At 53.9% G+C, this 16,491-nt stretch carries 17 protein-coding genes and 1 pseudogene; 9 read left to right on the forward strand and 9 right to left on the reverse strand.

The window, feature by feature from the left end:
- Nucleotides 1-28 precede the first annotated feature (28 nt).
- A complete protein-coding gene (locus HMPREF3143_RS00745) occupies nucleotides 29-727 on the reverse strand; it encodes a GNAT family N-acetyltransferase (protein ID WP_008500968.1) in 699 nt (232 codons plus the stop codon).
- A 201-nt stretch (nucleotides 728-928) separates the two neighbouring features.
- Here HMPREF3143_RS00745 and HMPREF3143_RS00750 point away from each other — a divergent pair, with 201 nt between their 5' ends.
- From HMPREF3143_RS00750 to HMPREF3143_RS00770, 5 genes are all read left to right on the forward strand, one after another.
- Entirely contained in the window at nucleotides 929-2,497 is a 1,569-nt protein-coding gene (locus tag HMPREF3143_RS00750; RefSeq protein WP_070531359.1) for an ABC transporter substrate-binding protein, read from the forward strand.
- A gap of 98 nt (nucleotides 2,498-2,595) precedes the next feature.
- Nucleotides 2,596-3,609, forward strand: coding sequence for an ABC transporter permease (locus HMPREF3143_RS00755; protein WP_070531361.1), 1,014 nt, complete (start codon nucleotides 2,596-2,598; stop codon nucleotides 3,607-3,609).
- Nucleotides 3,609-4,442 (forward strand): ABC transporter permease, encoded by an 834-nt coding sequence (locus tag HMPREF3143_RS00760; RefSeq protein WP_008499410.1) that lies wholly within the window; start codon nucleotides 3,609-3,611, stop codon nucleotides 4,440-4,442. The genes HMPREF3143_RS00755 and HMPREF3143_RS00760 overlap by 1 nt, the downstream gene beginning before the upstream one ends.
- Entirely contained in the window at nucleotides 4,435-5,271 is an 837-nt protein-coding gene (locus HMPREF3143_RS00765) for an ABC transporter ATP-binding protein (protein ID WP_070531364.1), read from the forward strand. Before HMPREF3143_RS00760 ends, HMPREF3143_RS00765 begins: the two co-directional genes overlap by 8 nt.
- Entirely contained in the window at nucleotides 5,258-5,962 is a 705-nt protein-coding gene (locus HMPREF3143_RS00770; RefSeq protein ID WP_070531367.1) for an ABC transporter ATP-binding protein, read from the forward strand. Before HMPREF3143_RS00765 ends, HMPREF3143_RS00770 begins: the two co-directional genes overlap by 14 nt.
- Before the next feature lie 108 nt (nucleotides 5,963-6,070).
- On the opposite strand, the gene HMPREF3143_RS00775 is transcribed toward HMPREF3143_RS00770, so the two are convergent.
- The 4 genes from HMPREF3143_RS00775 to budA all read right to left on the reverse strand — a co-directional run bounded on the left by HMPREF3143_RS00775 (nucleotide 6,071) and on the right by budA (nucleotide 9,939).
- On the reverse strand, nucleotides 6,071-6,544 hold the full coding sequence (locus HMPREF3143_RS00775; RefSeq protein ID WP_008499407.1) for a cold-shock protein: 474 nt from the start codon (nucleotides 6,542-6,544) through the stop codon (nucleotides 6,071-6,073).
- 131 nt (nucleotides 6,545-6,675) lie between these two features.
- Entirely contained in the window at nucleotides 6,676-7,446 is a 771-nt protein-coding gene (locus HMPREF3143_RS00780) for a (S)-acetoin forming diacetyl reductase (protein WP_008499406.1), read from the reverse strand.
- A gap of 20 nt (nucleotides 7,447-7,466) precedes the next feature.
- Nucleotides 7,467-9,146 carry an acetolactate synthase AlsS gene (alsS, locus tag HMPREF3143_RS00785; protein WP_008499405.1) on the reverse strand — a complete coding sequence of 560 codons (1,680 nt, stop codon included), beginning with the start codon at nucleotides 9,144-9,146 and terminating at the stop codon, nucleotides 7,467-7,469.
- A gap of 13 nt (nucleotides 9,147-9,159) precedes the next feature.
- On the reverse strand, nucleotides 9,160-9,939 hold the full coding sequence (gene budA, locus HMPREF3143_RS00790; protein ID WP_031275271.1) for an acetolactate decarboxylase: 780 nt from the start codon (nucleotides 9,937-9,939) through the stop codon (nucleotides 9,160-9,162).
- A gap of 105 nt (nucleotides 9,940-10,044) precedes the next feature.
- Between budA and HMPREF3143_RS00795 the strand changes: the two genes are divergently transcribed.
- The 4 genes from HMPREF3143_RS00795 (at nucleotide 10,045) to HMPREF3143_RS00805 (ending at nucleotide 12,973) form a co-directional block, all read left to right on the forward strand.
- Nucleotides 10,045-10,926 (forward strand): LysR family transcriptional regulator, encoded by an 882-nt coding sequence (locus HMPREF3143_RS00795; RefSeq protein ID WP_021242639.1) that lies wholly within the window; start codon nucleotides 10,045-10,047, stop codon nucleotides 10,924-10,926.
- A 254-nt stretch (nucleotides 10,927-11,180) separates the two neighbouring features.
- Nucleotides 11,181-11,288, forward strand: coding sequence for an ash family protein (locus tag HMPREF3143_RS26440; RefSeq protein ID WP_157843337.1), 108 nt, complete (start codon nucleotides 11,181-11,183; stop codon nucleotides 11,286-11,288).
- Nucleotides 11,289-11,314: 26 nt separating this feature from the next.
- Nucleotides 11,315-11,770 (forward strand): hypothetical protein, encoded by a 456-nt coding sequence (locus HMPREF3143_RS00800; RefSeq protein WP_070531370.1) that lies wholly within the window; start codon nucleotides 11,315-11,317, stop codon nucleotides 11,768-11,770.
- A 225-nt stretch (nucleotides 11,771-11,995) separates the two neighbouring features.
- Nucleotides 11,996-12,973 carry an HNH endonuclease gene (locus tag HMPREF3143_RS00805; RefSeq protein ID WP_070531373.1) on the forward strand — a complete coding sequence of 326 codons (978 nt, stop codon included), beginning with the start codon at nucleotides 11,996-11,998 and terminating at the stop codon, nucleotides 12,971-12,973.
- A gap of 135 nt (nucleotides 12,974-13,108) precedes the next feature.
- Here HMPREF3143_RS00805 and HMPREF3143_RS00810 read toward each other — a convergent pair whose 3' ends face one another.
- From HMPREF3143_RS00810 to HMPREF3143_RS26145, 4 genes and pseudogenes are all read right to left on the reverse strand, one after another.
- Nucleotides 13,109-14,158 carry an HNH endonuclease gene (locus HMPREF3143_RS00810; RefSeq protein WP_070531376.1) on the reverse strand — a complete coding sequence of 350 codons (1,050 nt, stop codon included), beginning with the start codon at nucleotides 14,156-14,158 and terminating at the stop codon, nucleotides 13,109-13,111.
- Nucleotides 14,159-14,342: 184 nt separating this feature from the next.
- Nucleotides 14,343-14,987, reverse strand: a complete 645-nt coding sequence (locus HMPREF3143_RS26135) for a hypothetical protein (RefSeq protein ID WP_254668408.1) — start codon at nucleotides 14,985-14,987, stop codon at nucleotides 14,343-14,345.
- 215 nt (nucleotides 14,988-15,202) lie between these two features.
- Complete coding sequence (locus HMPREF3143_RS26140) at nucleotides 15,203-16,123, reverse strand: P-loop NTPase fold protein (RefSeq protein ID WP_254668409.1); 921 nt, start codon at nucleotides 16,121-16,123, stop codon at nucleotides 15,203-15,205.
- A pseudogene (locus HMPREF3143_RS26145) lies at nucleotides 16,110-16,349 on the reverse strand (tyrosine-type recombinase/integrase); the annotation flags it as partial. The pseudogene HMPREF3143_RS26145 and the gene HMPREF3143_RS26140, both read right to left, overlap by 14 nt.
- Nucleotides 16,350-16,491: the final 142 nt, after the last annotated feature.

A 16,491-nucleotide genomic window follows, 5' to 3' on the forward strand; every position in this document is an offset into this window, starting at 1 on the left:
CGTTTACGCTGTACCCTACATAAAAAACTTATAACCGAAACGCCTCAAGCCGCTTTATCTGCCGCCCTTCCTCGTCAAAATTCTCTGCCGCCAGCCAGGCGCGCAGCTCCGCATCTCTTTGCGGCCATTCGCCGTCAATAATAGAAAGCATATCGCTGTCGCGGTTGCGCCCTTTACGCACCAGCTTCTGGCGCAGGCGTCCTTCCCAGACAAACCCCAGCCGCTCCGCCGCCCTGCGCGACGCCACGTTCATGGAATCGCACTTCCACTCGAGGCGCCGGTAGCCGTGCTCAAACGCATTTTTCAGCAGCAGCCACACCGTTTCGGTGCCGATGCGGGAACCTTTCATTTTGCGCGACCAGGTGACGTGACCAATTTCCACCGACCCCAGCAGCCGCTCGTTGGCCATATAGCTCACCAGCCCCACCGCTCGTTCGGTGCGTAAGTCAATGACGGCAAACGGCACCAGTTCATCGTCCATGACCTTCGCCATGATCCAGTGCGCGGTGGCTTCCACGCTCGTGGGCTGCGTGCTGGCAAGCCACGTCCAGTCGCTGTCGTCTCCCAGCGCGTAGGCCTCAAAGAGATCGGCCGCGTGGCGATCGGCGTCCAGCGGCTCCAGGCGACAATACTGGCCGAACAGCGGCGTGCGGGTTAACGCGCGCGCGCCTTTCCAGTCGGGAACGATATCGTTAACGGTTTGACCATGTTGATTGATTTCGGGCACGGCGGTGACTCCCTGAAAGGTAAGGCATTTGTTATAGCAGGTTAAAAAGCAGGCGAAAAGCCGCGTGTTTTAATAGCCCGAGCGCATGCGATATTCCCGGAAGGCATAAGTAAAGCTGAATTTCGACTTTGTGGAATGTCACAGTCGCCCTAACGTAGCGGAGCATAAAACAATCACAATATATTCTTCTCAGGGATCGCTATGACAAAAAAACTGTTGCCGTTACTGGTGCTGGCTGCGCTCTCAGGCGCCGCCCACGCCGCTACGCCGCCCAACACGCTGGTGGTTGCCCAGGGGCTTGATGATATCGTGAGCCTCGACCCGGCCGAAGCCAACGAGCTCTCCAGCATCCAGACCGTGCCGAGCCTGTACCAGCGTCTGGTGCAGCCGGACCGCGATAATCCGGAAAAAATCACGCCGGTTCTGGCAGAAAGCTGGGAAGCGGACGCAGCAGCAAAAACCCTGACCATCAAGCTTAAACCCGATGCGACATTCGCCTCCGGCAACCCGCTGCGCCCGGAAGACGTGATCTTCTCTTATACCCGCGCCGTGACGCTGAACAAATCCCCGGCCTTTATCCTCAACGTGCTGGGCTGGGACGCGAGCAACATCGCCAGCCAGCTGAAAAAGGTGGACGATCATACCCTCCAGCTTCACTGGACGGCGGACGTCAGCCCGTCGGTGGCGCTGAATATCCTCTCCACGCCGATTGCCTCTATCGTCGATGAAAAAGAGGTCGCCGCGAACGTCAAGGATAACGACTTCGGTAACGCCTGGCTGAAAATGCACTCGGCGGGCAGCGGCGCGTTCAAAATGCGCGTCTATCAGCCGCATCAGGCCATCGTGCTGGAAGCCAACGATTCCGCGCCCGGCGGCGCGCCGAAGCTCAAAAGCATCATCATTAAAAACGTCCCCGATCCGGCTTCACGCCGCCTGCTGATCCAGCAGGGGGATGCGGACGTGGCGCGCGATCTGGGTGCAGACCAGATTAGCGCCCTGGACGGCAAGCCGGGCGTGAAGGTGCTGAGCATTCCGTCCGCCGAGCAGAATTACCTGGTGTTTAACACCGGCAACAGCGCCAATCCGCTGCTGAACAACCCGGCGTTCTGGGAAGCGTCGCGCTGGCTGGTCGACTATGACGGCATCACGAAGAACCTGCTGAAAGGCCAGTATTTTGTTCACCAGAGCTTCCTGCCGGTCGGCCTGCCGGGCGCGCTGGAAGACAATCCGTTTAAATTTGATCCGGCAAAAGCGAAGGCAATCCTCGCCAAAGCGGGCATTAAGGACGCGCACTTCACGCTGGACGTGGAGAACAAGCCGCCGTTTATCACCATCGCCCAGTCGATGCAGGCGAGCTTTGCGCAGGGTGGTGTGAAGGTGGATCTGCTGCCTGCCGCCGGGAGCCAGGTCTATGCCCGCGTGCGCGCGAAGCAGCCTCAGGCGGCGATTCGTCTGTGGATCCCGGACTACTTCGATGCGCACTCCAACGCCAGCGCCTTCGCGTGGAACGACGGGAAGTCCAGCACCGTGGCCGGTCTGAACGGCTGGAAAATTCCGGAGCTGAACAAGGCCACGCTGGCGGCGGTTGCCGAACCGGATCCGGCGAAACGTCTGGATCTGTACAAGAAGATGCAGGAACAGCTGCAGCAGAGCTCGCCGTACGTGTTCGTCGATCAGGGCAAAACCCAGATCGTGGTGCGCGATAACGTGAAGGGGTATCAGCAGGGGCTGAACGCGGATATGGTCTGGTACGATCGCGTCACGAAGTAGCCCTTGTTGCCGGGTGGCGCTGCGCTTACCCGGCCTGTGTTCTCGGTTTTTGTAGACCGGGTAAGGCGAAGCCGCCACCCGGCATGAAGAGATTTTCCATGCCACATCTTTCCACCCGCGTGCTTCAGGGTCTTCTGACCCTGCTGCTCACGCTCTTCGGGCTGCTGCTCGTCACGTTTGCGCTCTCGGCGTTTTCCCCGGTCGATCGCGTGCTGCAGATCGTCGGCGATCACGCCAGCCAGTCAACCTACGATCAGGTTCGCCACCAGCTTGGGCTGGATCGTCCCCTGCCCGTGCAGTTCTGGCACTATCTGCAGAGCCTCGCCCACGGTGATTTAGGCACCGCCAGCGCCACCGGGCAGCCGGTGCTGCAGGATCTGCTGCACGCCTTCCCCGCCACGCTGGAGCTGGCAACGCTGGCGCTAATTATCGGCACGATACTCGGCGTGATTGCGGGTGTGCTGTGCGCCCGCTACGCCGGTTCGCCAGTGGACTTAGCGATCAGAACGCTCACCCTGCTCGGCAACTCGGTGCCGATTTTCTGGCTCGGCCTGCTGATGCTGGCTCTGTTCTACGCGAAGCTGCAGTGGAGCGCGGGCCCCGGCAGGCTGGACGATATCTGGCAGTTCACCGTCGAGCCGCGCACCGGCTTTGCGCTGATAGATACCTGGCTTTCCGGCGATCGCGAGGCATTCCGCAACGCCATCAGCCACCTGGTGCTGCCGGTGGTGCTGCTGGCCTACTACTCGCTGGCGAGCATTACCCGTCTGACCCGCTCCGCCTGCCTCAGCGAAATGAACAAGGAGTACATCCTGCTTGCCCGCGCCAAGGGCGCCGGGGAGATGACCATTCTGCTGCGCCACGTGCTGCCGAACATTCGCAGCACCCTGCTGACGGTGATCGCCCTGGCCTATACCAGCATGCTGGAAGGTGCGGTATTAACCGAAACCGTCTTCTCGTGGCCGGGCATCGGACGCTATCTCACCACCGCCCTGTTCGCCGGAGACACCACCGCGGTCATGGGCGGCACGCTGCTGATCGGCGTCTGCTTTGTCCTGATCAATAACCTTACCGACCTGCTTGTGCGGGCGACCGATCCCAGGGTGCGCTGATGCCGTTTTATCTCTTCTTACGCCGCCTGCGCCGCTCCCCTGCCGCCGTTTGCGGGCTGATTGCCCTGGCGCTGCTGGTGTTTATTGCCCTGTTCGCGCCCTGGCTGGCACCGGTTGATCCGAACTGGCAGGACGCCGCCGCGCGCCTGCAGGCACCGAACGGCCAGCACTGGCTGGGCACCGACAGCTACGGGCGCGATCTGCTCTCGCGCCTGATTTACGGCACCCGTCCGGCGCTCGGGCTGGTGGCATTAGTCACCGTTATCACCCTGCCCGCCGGGCTGCTGGTGGGGATCCTGTCCGGCTACTACGGCGGCTGGCTGGAGCGAGTCCTGATGCGCTTTACCGACGTGGTGATGTCGATGCCGCGCCTGATCCTCGCCTTCGCGTTTGTGGCGATGCTCGGCCCGGGGCTGGTCAACGGCGCGCTGGCGCTGGCCTTAACCAGCTGGCCCGCCTACGCGCGTCAGGCCCGGAGCGAGATTCAGCGTCTGCGCCACAGCGATTATCTGGCCGCCGCGGAGATGATGGGGATCCGCGGCCCGCGCCTGCTGGTCGGCCATATTCTGCCCCTGTGCCTGCCGTCCGCGATTGTGCGGCTGGCGCTGGATCTGGCGGGGATTATTCTGGCCGCCGCCGGTCTCGGCTTCCTCGGCCTTGGCGCACGGCCGCCCATGGCCGAATGGGGCGCGATGATTGCCGACGGCATGCAGGTGATTTTCGACCAGTGGTGGATTGCCGCTATTCCGGGCGGAGCGATTCTGTTTGCCAGCCTGGCGTTTAACCTGCTGGGCGATGGCCTGCGCGATGTACTGGAGCCACAGCATGACTGAACACCGCGTCATCGTCGATGCGCTGAATATCGACTACCCCGCCGCACGCGTGGTCAACAACCTGAGCTTTACGCTTGGCAACGAGCGGCTGGCGCTGGTGGGGGAATCCGGCTCCGGCAAGTCCATGTCCGCCCGCGCCCTGATGGGTCTGGTGCGTAAACCCGGTATCGTAAGCGCCAACCGGCTTAACGTGCTGGGCAACGATCTGCTGACCCTGAACGCCCGCCGCTGGCAGGCGCTGCGCGGCAACGGGATTGCGATGGTCCTGCAGGACCCGCGCTACGCCCTTAACCCTGTGAAAAGCGTCGCCGCGCAGCTTGATGAGGCGCTGAGCCTGCATCAGCGCCTGCCGCGTCCGGAGCGTACGGCGCGTATTCACGACATCCTCCGCGCCGTCGGGCTGAGCGAGAACGTGCTGTCACGCTATCCCGGCGAACTTTCCGGAGGCATGGGCCAGCGGGTGATGATTGCGATGGCGCTGATCAACAACCCGCAGGTGCTGATTGCCGACGAACCGACCTCCGCGCTGGACGCCCGCCTGCGCAACCAGATCCTCGAGCTGCTGGTGCAGCAGTGCGAAGAACGCCAGATGGCGATGCTGCTCATCAGCCACGATCTGACGCTGGTGGCGGAGCACTGCGACCGCGTGCTGGTGATGTATCAGGGCGAAAAGGTCGATGAGATGGCGGCAAGCCGGCTCCCGCAGGCGACGCATCCGTACACGCGCACCCTGTGGACATGTCGTCCAGACGCCCATACCTATGGGCAGATGCTGCCGACGCTCGACCGTTCGCAGCCGTGGAAGGAGGCCAGCGATGGCGATCGTTGAGGTTAACCAGGTGCAGGTCGCCTTCGGGGAAAAAACGGCGGTTTCGGCCGCCAGCTTTAGCATTGAGAAAGGCGAGACGTTCAGCCTGATCGGTGAATCCGGCTGCGGGAAATCGACCCTTCTGCGCGTGCTGGCGGGGCTGCAGCGCGAGTGGCGCGGCAGTATTGCGCTACTGGGAGAAGCGTTAACGCCAGGGCGACGCTTTGAAGGCGAGCTTCGCCGCAACGTGCAGATGGTGTTTCAGGATCCGTGGGCGTCGCTGCATCCCAACCACACGATTTCTCGCACGCTGTCGGAGCCGTTGAACATTCGCGGCGAGACGCAGGTCGCGGAGAAGGTGGCCAATGCGCTGCACGAAGTGGGGCTCTCCGCCGACGCGGGCAGGCGCTATCCGCACCAGCTTTCCGGCGGCCAGCGTCAGCGCGTTGCGATTGCCCGCGCGCTGCTGCTGCGCCCGCAGCTACTGCTGCTGGACGAGCCGACCTCGGCGCTGGATATGTCGGTGCAGGCGGAAATCCTGAACCTGCTTAACCGCCTGAAGGCCGAGCATGAGATGACGTATCTGCTGGTGAGCCACGACGCGGACGTGATTGCCCATATGTCCGACCGGGCGGCATTGATGGCGCACGGGAAGATCCAGAAGGTGTTTGACCGTGAGGCGATGTTACGGGGCGAGCACAGGATGGGTTAAGTGCGTGCGGCGGTGCCCGGTGGCGCTGCGCTTACCGGGCCTACGTTTTGTGCCGCGTTGATGGTTTTTCGTAGGCCGGGTAAGGCGTAGCCGCCACCCGGCAAACAATTACTTCAGCAGCTTCACCGTGGCATCGATGTCGATCTCATCTTCGGTGAAGATCAGCGTCGTATTCTGGAAGGTGGTGATCGCCAGCTTCTTCACCGTGCGCATTTCGCCCGGCTTTTTATCGGATTTTGGCTTGATGCTGTTCATCAGCAGGCCCACCGACAGCACCGCGTTCTCTTTGTCGATTTTGGTATCAACGGGCTCTTCTTCGCTGAACACCACGAAGGATTTGATCGAGGTGAGCTTTACGCGCTCGCCTGCGATATAGAGATGTTTGCTTTCGGGGATCACCTTCACCGCATAGGCGGAAAGGCCTTTGTTGTTGGTGGTAGGCTCGAAGGTCACCGCGGCATCTTTCTTAATCAGATCGGGGTTCGCGACCTTAATCACATGAAAATAGCGGTTGTCGCCGTTTTCATCTTTGATAAATCCAAAGCCTTTATCTTTAAACCACGTTGTGATTGTACCGTTCATCGCTGTTACCGCCTGTCAGATCGTAATGACTAAAGTTTTGCAGCGCGCAGTGTAATGCACAATGACGGAGGAGACAAAAAAAAGCCCCTGCACGGGGGCAGGGGAAAACTCATGTCAGAGCTTATTAGAATTTAGTTGAACACCATCCCACCATCGATGAGCAGAGACTGGCCTGTCATGTAGTCAGAGTCCGGTCCTGCCAGGTATGAGACGCAGGCGGCGACATCTTCCGGCTCGGACAGGCGGCCAAGCGTAATGCGTTTGGCAAAAGTCTCGGTTCCGTAGCCGAGCGGTTTACCCGCCGCCTCGGAGACCTGACGATCGATCTCCGCCCACATCGGCGTTTTCACGATGCCCGGGCAGTAGGCGTTAACGGTGATCCCCAGCGGAGCAAGATCCCGCGCGGCGGTCTGAGTTAGGCCGCGCACCGCGAATTTACTGGAACTGTAGACGGCCAGCTCCGGGTTACCGGTGTGGCCCGCCTGGGAGCAGGCGTTGATGATTTTCCCGCCGTGCCCTTCTTTACGAAACGCGTCAATCGCGGCCTGAATGCCCCAGATCACCCCTTTCACGTTGATGTTGTAGACCTTATCGACAATCTCCGGCGTGATGGATTCGATTGGCGTGGACGGCGCGACCCCGGCGTTATTGACGATCACGTGGAAACCGCCCAGCGCGGTGCGGGCTTTCTCCACCGCCGCAAATACCTGCTCGCGGTCAGAGACGTCCACCTTCACGGCGACGGCGTTACCGCCGTTGCGGATAATTTCATCGGCCACGGCTCTGGCCGTTTCCGCGTTATAGTCGGCGATGGCGACGGCAAAGCCATCCTTCACCAGGCGAAGCGCAATCGCTTTACCAATCCCCTGGCCTGAGCCTGTTACGAGAGCAACTTTTTGCATTTCTCTGTCCTTATGTTGAGTCACAAAATCTGGCTGAGATGGAGCTGGCCCATCAGCAGCGGGTTATCGCTGTAGTCGACGGGAATGGCCACCACGGCCGGGCCATCCACATCCATCGCCGCGCGCAGCGTGGGTTCGAGCGCGTCGGCGCTCTCCACGGCAAAGCCTTTCGCGCCAAAGGCGTCGGCATAGACTTTGAAATCGACCGGGCCGAACTCGACGCCGGAAAGACGCTGGTATTTTTTCTCTTCCTGAATGGCAACCATGTTGTAGCCGTTATCCACCCAGATGATGTGCAGCACGTTAGCGTTGAGGCGCACCGCGGTTTCCAGCTCCATGCTTGACTGCAGGAAGCCGCCGTCACCGGAGACCGACACCACCTTGCGGCCCGGGTTGACCAGCCACGCGCCAATGGCCCACGGCAGCGCGACGCCCATGGTCTGCTGGCCGTTGGAGATCATCACCTGGCGCGCCCGGAAGCTGTAGAGGTAGCGGGCGATCCAGATGTGGAAGCTGCCCATGTCGACGGTCAGGGTCACGTCGTTATTCACGATGTCCTGCATGGCCCGCACGATGCGCAGCGGATGCAGGGCGAACTGGTTGAGCGAGGCGCCGCGGCGATCGAGCAGATCGCGCTGATGCTGGCGGTCGACCAGAATTTCGGAGGCCCGCTGGCTCAGCTCCAGCTTGTGATCGATACGGTTCGCGAGCTGATTCAGCGTTTCGGCGATGTCCCCCACCAGCTCCAGATCCGGCACGTAGTTACGTTCTTCATAGGCAGGCAGCACGTCGATGTGCACCAGCGTGGCGTCGCCGCTGTTCCACATGGACGGCTCGTACTCCACCGGGCTGTAGCCGATGCAGATAATCAGGTCCGCCAGATGGAGCAGCCTGTCGCCCGCCTGGTTATTGAACAGACCGACGCGTCCGGCGAAGCGGGTGAAGTGCTCCTGATTCACCGCCCCGGCGGCCTGATAGGTGCTGGTGACCGGAATACGGCTTTTCTCCAGCAGCTTGCGCAGCGCCGCGCTGTTGGCGGGCTGGCTCGCCATCAGCCCCAGCAGGATGACCGGGTTTTTGGCCTTTTCGATAAGCTTCGCCACGTCGTTGATAGCGGATTCTGGTGCGGGGCCCATCAGCGCGGGACCGCTGGCGGGTAAAATCGCCCCCGTGGCGGGCTGGTCGACAATATCCTGCGGCAGGCTGACGAACGCGCCCCCCGGCCTGCCGTGCTCGGCGGCGCGAAACGCATTCGATACCACCTCAGCAATCGCGTCCGGCGCACTCACCTCCACGGCGTATTTGGTGACCGGGCTGAACATGGCGACGGTGTCCATGCTCTGGTGCACCAGCTTGGCTTTATCCGCCCGCTTCACCGCCCCGCCCAGCGCCACCACCGGGTCGCCTTCGCTGTTGGCGGTAGCAATGCCGGTGATCAGGTTCGAGCAGCCCGGCCCGGAAGTGACCAGCGCCACCCCGGCCTTGCCGGTCAACCGCCCTACCGCCGCCGCCATAAACGCCGCGTTCGCCTCGTGGCGCACCGGGATGATCTCAATGGAGGAGTCCAGCAGAGAGTCAAAGACCTTGTCGATTTTCGCCCCCGGGATCCCGAACACCTGCTTCACGCCCTGCGCTTCCAGCTGGCCGACAACCAAATCGGCGCCGTGCGCCCACTGACGTGACTGTTTCTCACTGTTCACGGTAGTTCTCCTGTTAGTTTTCGACGGCACGGATCGCCGCATCCAGATTGCTGGGGTGAAGGTTGGCCTGTAAAAAGGCGCTGTCGGCGGGCAGGTCAATCATCAGCTTGTGAATTTCACCGAAGGTGAGCACGCCGCTCTCCAGCTGGTAGTCAAGCAGATGGCCCCCGCCCTGACGGTCGTCGGTGATGAAGTGTTCGTGGTAACCCGCCACGTTGATCCCCTGCATATGCTGCGGCGTGCGGAACCCGACCAGCACCCCTTCGCGCTGGTTAAAGCGGAACACCGGCTGGTCGTCCAGCACGTCGGTCATCGCGCGGTACGGCGGCGTCTGGCGCGGTACGGTGCGGGTGTGGGCATGGCGGAAGTTGCCGTCAATGCGCAGCGCGCAGAACAGGTTATCGGAGGGGATCTGCTGGTCGATGACGTCGTGGATCTGCTGACGGCTGACCGGCGCGTCGAAGGTTTTACGGTACTGCGGCTGGAACCAGGTCATCACCGCGAACGGCGTTTTCTGCTCCGGCTTCGCGGCCCGGGCGCTGCCGTCGGCGCGCAGCTGGTACACCTGGCTACTGAAGGCAATCATTTCGCCGTCCAGCTCGTTGAAGGTGCCCAGACCAAAGTCACCGTGTGCCAGCAGATCGGCGATGGTGGTCTCACCTTCATATACGCCGCTTAACAGGGCGCTCATTAGCGATGTCTGATAGATCACGCTGTCAGGATGCTGGGCGGAGAACCCGCGCAGGGTCTCGCACAGGCTGGCTTCACAGTCGCAGGCAGATGAATGCACCATCATGCTCGTCCTCTTCAACTTTATTTAGAAAGGTTAAATAAATGTTGACCCGATTCAGCAGAGAGTTCCAATATAGAAACCATGCTGGTTTGAGACGTTTTAGATATGGAACTTCGTTATCTGCGGTATTTTGTCGCGGTAGCACGCGAGCGACACTTCACCAGGGCGGCCGAAGCGCTGGGTATTTCACAGCCTCCTCTGAGTCAGCAGATCAAACGGCTCGAAGAGGAAGTGGGCACGCCGCTGTTCAGACGCCTGACGCGGGGCGTGGAGCTGACCGAAGCGGGAGAAGCCTTCTACGAGGACGCCTGCAAGATCCTGGCGCTGAGCGACGCCGCGCTGGAGAAAGCCCGCGGCATCGCGCGCGGGCTGAACGGTAACCTGTCGATTGGCATCACCAGCTCCGATGCTTTTCATCCCAAAATTTTCGCGCTGATTCGCCAGTTTCAGGTGCAGAACATGGCGGTGCAGGTTCACCAGGTGGAAGCCAATATGTCGTCGCTGACGACGATGCTGGCGGAGGGTGAACTGGATATCGCCTTCGTGCGCCTGCCGTGCGAGAGCAGCAAGGCGTTCGAGTTAACCATCCTCGACCGGGAGCCGATGGTGGTGGCGCTGCATCGCGACCATCCGCTGGCGGCGTGCGATTCGCTGGCGTTAGAGCAGCTTCGGGATACGCCGGTGGTGTTGTTCCCGCAGGAGGTCGCGCCCGGCCTGTACGACCGGGTTCACGGCTGCTGCGAGCGGGCCGGCATCGACGTGCAGCACGCGCTGCAGTCGTCACAGCTTTCATCCTCCCTGAGCATGGTTTCCGCGGGCGGCGGGTTTGCGCTGGTGCCGAAATCCATGGCGGCCATTTCTCCGCCGAATGTCACCTACCACGCGCTGAGCTCGCCGGAGCTTTACACCGATATCGCGCTCTGCTGGCGGCGCTTTGAACGCTCGCGGACGGTGAAGCGGTTTCTGGCGATGATGAGCGAGGGGTAGCGGCCGTGCCCGGCGGGATTGGTTGGTGGTTTTTGTAGGCCGGGTAAGGCGTAGCCGCCACCCGGCAATGCCCTTCTGGAAGCCGCCTCGCAAACCTGCAAGCAACCTTATGTAATTCAGGGTTATCCCCTTTCCATCCTTTTTTCACCGCCGTAAAGTGCCTGCGTTGCGGCCCATCCGTAACCGGGCGTAGGAACCCGTTAGCATAAAGCGATATTTTTTGTCGCGACAGCGCATATCCCGTTAGAATCACGGTGGCGCTGACGGAGCAGTCGAAAGGCTGGCCGTTTTTCTTTATGCACGGTATTCCTACCTCCGTCAGCGCTACCCCCTCTGAGCGTAGGAACTCATCGGGCGGTTAACATTTTTTGCATAAAGAGGATGCCTTATGGCTACTATCCCTGGATTTTCTTACGCGCTTACTGAAGAAAGCGCTGTTTATCACCTTCTCCACGTACAACTTCCCGATTCTGCGGATCTCTTTGAACTGGCTGACGCCTGCACTGCGTATGTGAGCGTATTGGTGGAAACTGATGACGCGGTGACGTTTGCCACGCTCTGCAAGCGATTGCTGGCTGTGCTGAAGCGGCTGCGTGAGTGCTGCGATGCCGAACTGCCTTCGTATCTGGTTGAACAATTGATCGCAGGGGAAAAGATTACCTCCTGCGTGCCGGACTGCTGGCAGGAAACGACGCTGCAAGTGGACTATACCGTGGCGTTAACGCTGGCGGTGATGGGCGGGACACTGCCTGCGAGCGTGTCGAAAGAACTCACCGGACTGCTGCATGATATGGTCTGGCTGCTGGCGGAATTTGTGAAGGAGCCGTATATTACGGCGCACTGAGGTGGTTGATCGGAGGCCGGGGTTCTGCTGGGTAAAAAGCGGGATTTCGGCCTTATGCAAAGAACAACGTTGTTTGTTGAATGTTCATTAGGAGCGAGGAGCAGACTTTAGAAGCTATCATCTATAGTTGAAGCGCTACAGAAGATCATAAATTGTACACTTTGTTCTCAACATCCCATTATTGCTTTATGATCAATTGTAATTTTTTATGACGGAATCAAATGGATGAATCAGAAAGCATGGTCTTTTAAAGCAGTAGGTAATGATGATCTCCGGTACTTTGGGAATAATGGTTATCACGATGACTCAACTAGTTTTTACCAATATGACAACTTTGTACCAAACCATAAGCAAGTCAAAAAAGGGGATATTGTCATAATAACTGATAGGAATAACGTTCTGGGTGTATCAGTTATAGATAATTTATCATCTTCCCCATATCTAAAAGCTCGTAACCGATGCCCATATGAGAATTGCACACCAGCAAAATTGACCCTTCGAAAATCAAAAAATCCAAAGTGGCGATGCAGCAATGATCATGAATTTGAGCAGCCCAAAGTCGAAAACGTGCCGGCACTCAAATTTAAAGCTGAGTATAAGCACAACTACATGCCCATTAATTCTATCTCCATGATGGATTTAGTATCTCATACACCGCGTTACAACGTTCAAAGTTCAATTCAAGAAATTGATTTTGAATGGGCAAGTAGTCTATTTAATGGCATCATTCAGTTGGAGTCTTCTGAAGCTGACATTGATGATACTTGTCTCGATGTAGATGATCAGCGCAAGGCGGTTTTACGGCAAATTAAGCAAAGGCGCGGGCAAAAAAGTTTCCGTGACAATTTGTTAAATCAAGAAGCAAAATGTGCAGTAAGTGGCTGTGAAATAGTTGATATCCTCGAAGCGGCACATATCACTGCATACAAAAATGATACACATAATCATGTCAGCAATGGACTATTATTGCGCTGTGATATGCATACTCTTTACGATCTGGATCTATTTGCAATCGAACCGAACTCATTCGTAATTTACTTTTCCCCACAGATCAAAGATAAAGAGTACATAAGATATCATGGTAAAAAGCTGCATGTAACGTATAAAGTTAACCATGGAGCTCTTGTCGAAAGATGGAAAAGGTTTGCTAAAAAATATGATTTAGATGAAGTTAACTTGCTAAATCTAATCATGCATAGTTAAACAATATTGTCAATAAAATTTATATTTAGTTAAGCGGTTACCATGTTTATAGTCCACTCTTAACCAAGAGTGGACATGATTTAATTCCATCAATTCCTTCGAGAGCGAGGAAGTGACGTTTCTGGATTAAGTGCATTAACCATAATTATATTTATCACTCCAATATTGCCGATGATTTTGCAAATGAGTGATTAACGGCCAGTCTTTCTTATCTTTTGGCAATCTAAGGTACCTGCCATCTAACTCTGCATATTCCGTCCCAACGAGCTGTTCAGATATTCTTATTTTTAGCTCGGCATCAATCCAGAGCAAACCACGATCAAATAAAGTATGAATATCTGTTTTCAATAATAAACCATGCTGGGCGCGGGTATGCCAGGAACCGGCATAAGGTGTTATATGAGCAGCCTCTAGTAACACCTGGATAGAACAACCTGTTACCGCACATCTGCCGTCATAAGCTTCGATTAGTTTTCGTCTAAATACGGGTTGTCCTTCCCGAACAATAACTTCACGTAAAGCCTTTAGACGGATGTCACCTTCATCCTCCGGCGACTCCGTGAATAATTCATCCCTCATTTCAAGTACTAACCGATCATATGGCCTTGGGACAGCAATCTGAACTGGTGTTCTCCCATCATCGCCAATATCCCATATACCGTGCAGTTCTTGGATATATAGTTCATACCGTGTATTTCGTAGGTTTCCTGTACGAAACAACACGTCGTATGGATTGCCCTGGTCAGTACGAGCGCTTTTACGGCTACCAAGATATCGATAACGTGAATTGCTATTAACAGTTAATGCATCCAGTTGAATGCGAATCTCGGTTTCTTTCAGAGTGGCGTTGCTGTTACGGATCCACTTAACAATATTTGCAGCAGAGGCGGAACCGAGTTGTGTCACGGCATACCATACACGTAGGTATTGTGGATAGTGCATTTCTTCAGGGATGATACCCGACTCACTAGCAACAAATGTTGAGAAATTATGATGACGCATCCACTCTCCCCATTGGCGAGAATGTGTACTAATACCTATACGATGTGGTTCGCGTTTACCAATTTCGTCATTAAATTCCTGGCGGGAGGGGGCTCGGCCTAGTTTCTCATAAAGTTCATCACAGCACCCCCATACAGCCCGTACCAACGGGGCTTGTGGATATCCATCTTTGCGCAGATTCAAAATTATTCTCCGTCAATAAACATATCTTGAAATAAGTGAGATCCAAACTCGCAACAATTAATCAGACTTCTGTGAGCAAGAAGATGACTAACCCGCTCCGTGCCGACCTGTCACCTTGATTTAATAAACGAGTCTCAGGAAGTTGCAGTAACACTTTTGCGATATTTTTTAAGAGGGACCTAATTTACAGTCCCATCAACAATCTTGAAATTCTCAATTTGTCGATACCAGTTCCCTTAGATGCACGATATTTAAGATTCATTTTGACAAACTTTAGCCATTTTCCCTCGTCCTCTAAATCACCATGCAATGATCCGCCAGAGTATCGATTTATTAGGGCTGTTCTAACACTATGCCATTTTGACATATCAATACTAAGCCATAGATCAACAAATTCATGAGGTTTGAAACTTGCTAGAATCGGAATATAACCATATATATTTATCTCTCTGAAGCCATTTCTAGAAATTTGTTCACAAAACTTTCCGGTATCTTCCTTTAAATTTGTTTTCAGCTCAGATCTAAAAATTGGATATTTTTTTCTTAAGGATATTTGTCTATGCTCCATTAATATCTTGTACAATTTCGCTGAGTATTTTCTATAAGAATCATTTATCCAAAATCCATATCCATAAGCTGAATCACGAATTGGATCATATTCTGTGAAGAGATCAGCGGGTAGGAATTTATCATTACATTGTAATTTTTTAACGTAGTCTAAAAAAAATGAATATATTTCATCAAAACTTTTATCAATATGTTGAGCATCTGATAATAAAAACAATACATTGATAGAATGCTGGATTTCACCGTTTTCGACTAACTGCATATTCTCAAAGAGAGCATAAAGTTCTTATAACGCTTTATCCACCTCTTCAGTTTTGCATGAGTCGAAGCTCAAGATAGTAAACCAAGGTCCATAGCTCTCTGGTTTCATAAAATGACGGCTTTTACTTATGCAGTCATGGATTTGCTCTTTTATATATACGCCATTAATAATCGTATTGATTAAAATTTCATTTGAAATCAAATCACTTTCAATATCTAAGAGGACTTCGTTTTTTTATAATTATTTTTTATTGTATCAAATATATCTTCTGCATTTTTATCCTTATTCATGTAATAATAAACAGAATTTCTTGATTCAATGTCTTTGTCTCTTAATTGACCTAGCCTATAGTTTATATCTATTGCGGTAAACAAAACAAATAACTCTGACAATAATCTTTTATCATTATATAAATTTTCAGGAATACAAGGTAGGAACCTTGCACAATCATTAATTACGTAATCTAATACTCTTAATGATTTACATTGCGAAGCAATAAAAGATTTATAAATAATATCTTTAACACTTTCAAAAGCTTTTGGTGCCTTGCTTCTTTTGATAAATTGATTAAAGGCGCCCTGAATATCTGGTGAGACTTTTAGAATTTGCCCGAAGATTTTTTCCTTTTTATCTGTCAAACCTTCCTGTAATTTTTTATCATGCGCAATTACAATCACTTTGCATTGATGGTGTTCGATGTATTTATTTATTGCACCAAATATATCTTCTTGATCTATTTTACACCTTTCCAAATCATCAAAAATGATTGACTTGGAGTTATCAACCTTTTCTTTTATAAGAGCATTTGCTATGTTTCCGATTAATGGCCCTAATGCGAGTGTTAAGTCATTAGCTTTCATACTGGAGTTTCCAAACCAGTTGAAAAATTTTCTAAGTCGAGATCTTTTGGGGTACATTTTAACAAAAACTGTTGAGTGTACTTCTTGTATTGTTGTTAATCCAAATAGACTTACATAAATGTTTGGTTTTTCTTTGAAAATTTTATTGATAAGATGGGTTTTACCTACCCCCCACTCACCATCAACTAGCACAGCATACTTGGGATTTGTTAAACCAGTATAATACTCAAGGTATGTTATCAAATGTTCGTTAAGGGGCTCATCATTTTTTATCATCTTTTTCACCACAATAATTTAATAGTTTTAATTTTAACGCTTCTTCAAGATTATTAGGTGCAAAATGAGCGTATCTCATAGTCATTTTTATATTGGTATGACCGAATTTTTTTTGCAACATTCATATTTTGTCGTCATTCATCATAAAATGAGAAGCAAAGGTGTGCCTAAGTCCGTGAGTTAACTGTCCAGTCGATAATTCAATCCTAGCTCTCCCTAATACAGAACTCAAATCTTAATCATTTATGATGGAAAAGATATCCATTATTTCTCTTTAAAAGCAAAATATATATTTCTTTCATAGCGAAGCGGCTGTTGATGCTGTAATCTGCTGCACCAGCTACACCCACCTTACAGCAATAGATGGG

The sequence above is a fragment of the Enterobacter sp. HMSC16D10 genome (assembly GCF_001807145.1).
Taxonomy (GTDB): domain Bacteria; phylum Pseudomonadota; class Gammaproteobacteria; order Enterobacterales; family Enterobacteriaceae; genus Enterobacter; species Enterobacter roggenkampii.

Coding starts and splice junctions, on each gene's coding strand:
- HMPREF3143_RS00750 (WP_070531359.1), top strand. CDS start 929: ATGACAAAAAAACTGTTGCCGTTACTGGTGCTGGCTGCGCTCTCAGGC.
- HMPREF3143_RS00755 (WP_070531361.1), top strand. CDS start 2,596: ATGCCACATCTTTCCACCCGCGTGCTTCAGGGTCTTCTGACCCTGCTG.
- HMPREF3143_RS00760 (WP_008499410.1), top strand. CDS start 3,609: ATGCCGTTTTATCTCTTCTTACGCCGCCTGCGCCGCTCCCCTGCCGCC.
- HMPREF3143_RS00765 (WP_070531364.1), top strand. CDS start 4,435: ATGACTGAACACCGCGTCATCGTCGATGCGCTGAATATCGACTACCCC.
- HMPREF3143_RS00770 (WP_070531367.1), top strand. CDS start 5,258: ATGGCGATCGTTGAGGTTAACCAGGTGCAGGTCGCCTTCGGGGAAAAA.
- HMPREF3143_RS00775 (WP_008499407.1), bottom strand. CDS start 6,544: ATGAACGGTACAATCACAACGTGGTTTAAAGATAAAGGCTTTGGATTT.
- HMPREF3143_RS00780 (WP_008499406.1), bottom strand. CDS start 7,446: ATGCAAAAAGTTGCTCTCGTAACAGGCTCAGGCCAGGGGATTGGTAAA.
- budA (WP_031275271.1), bottom strand. CDS start 9,939: ATGGTGCATTCATCTGCCTGCGACTGTGAAGCCAGCCTGTGCGAGACC.
- HMPREF3143_RS00795 (WP_021242639.1), top strand. CDS start 10,045: ATGGAACTTCGTTATCTGCGGTATTTTGTCGCGGTAGCACGCGAGCGA.
- HMPREF3143_RS00800 (WP_070531370.1), top strand. CDS start 11,315: ATGGCTACTATCCCTGGATTTTCTTACGCGCTTACTGAAGAAAGCGCT.
- HMPREF3143_RS00805 (WP_070531373.1), top strand. CDS start 11,996: ATGAATCAGAAAGCATGGTCTTTTAAAGCAGTAGGTAATGATGATCTC.
- HMPREF3143_RS26135 (WP_254668408.1), bottom strand. CDS start 14,987: ATGCAGTTAGTCGAAAACGGTGAAATCCAGCATTCTATCAATGTATTG.
- HMPREF3143_RS26140 (WP_254668409.1), bottom strand. CDS start 16,123: ATGATAAAAAATGATGAGCCCCTTAACGAACATTTGATAACATACCTT.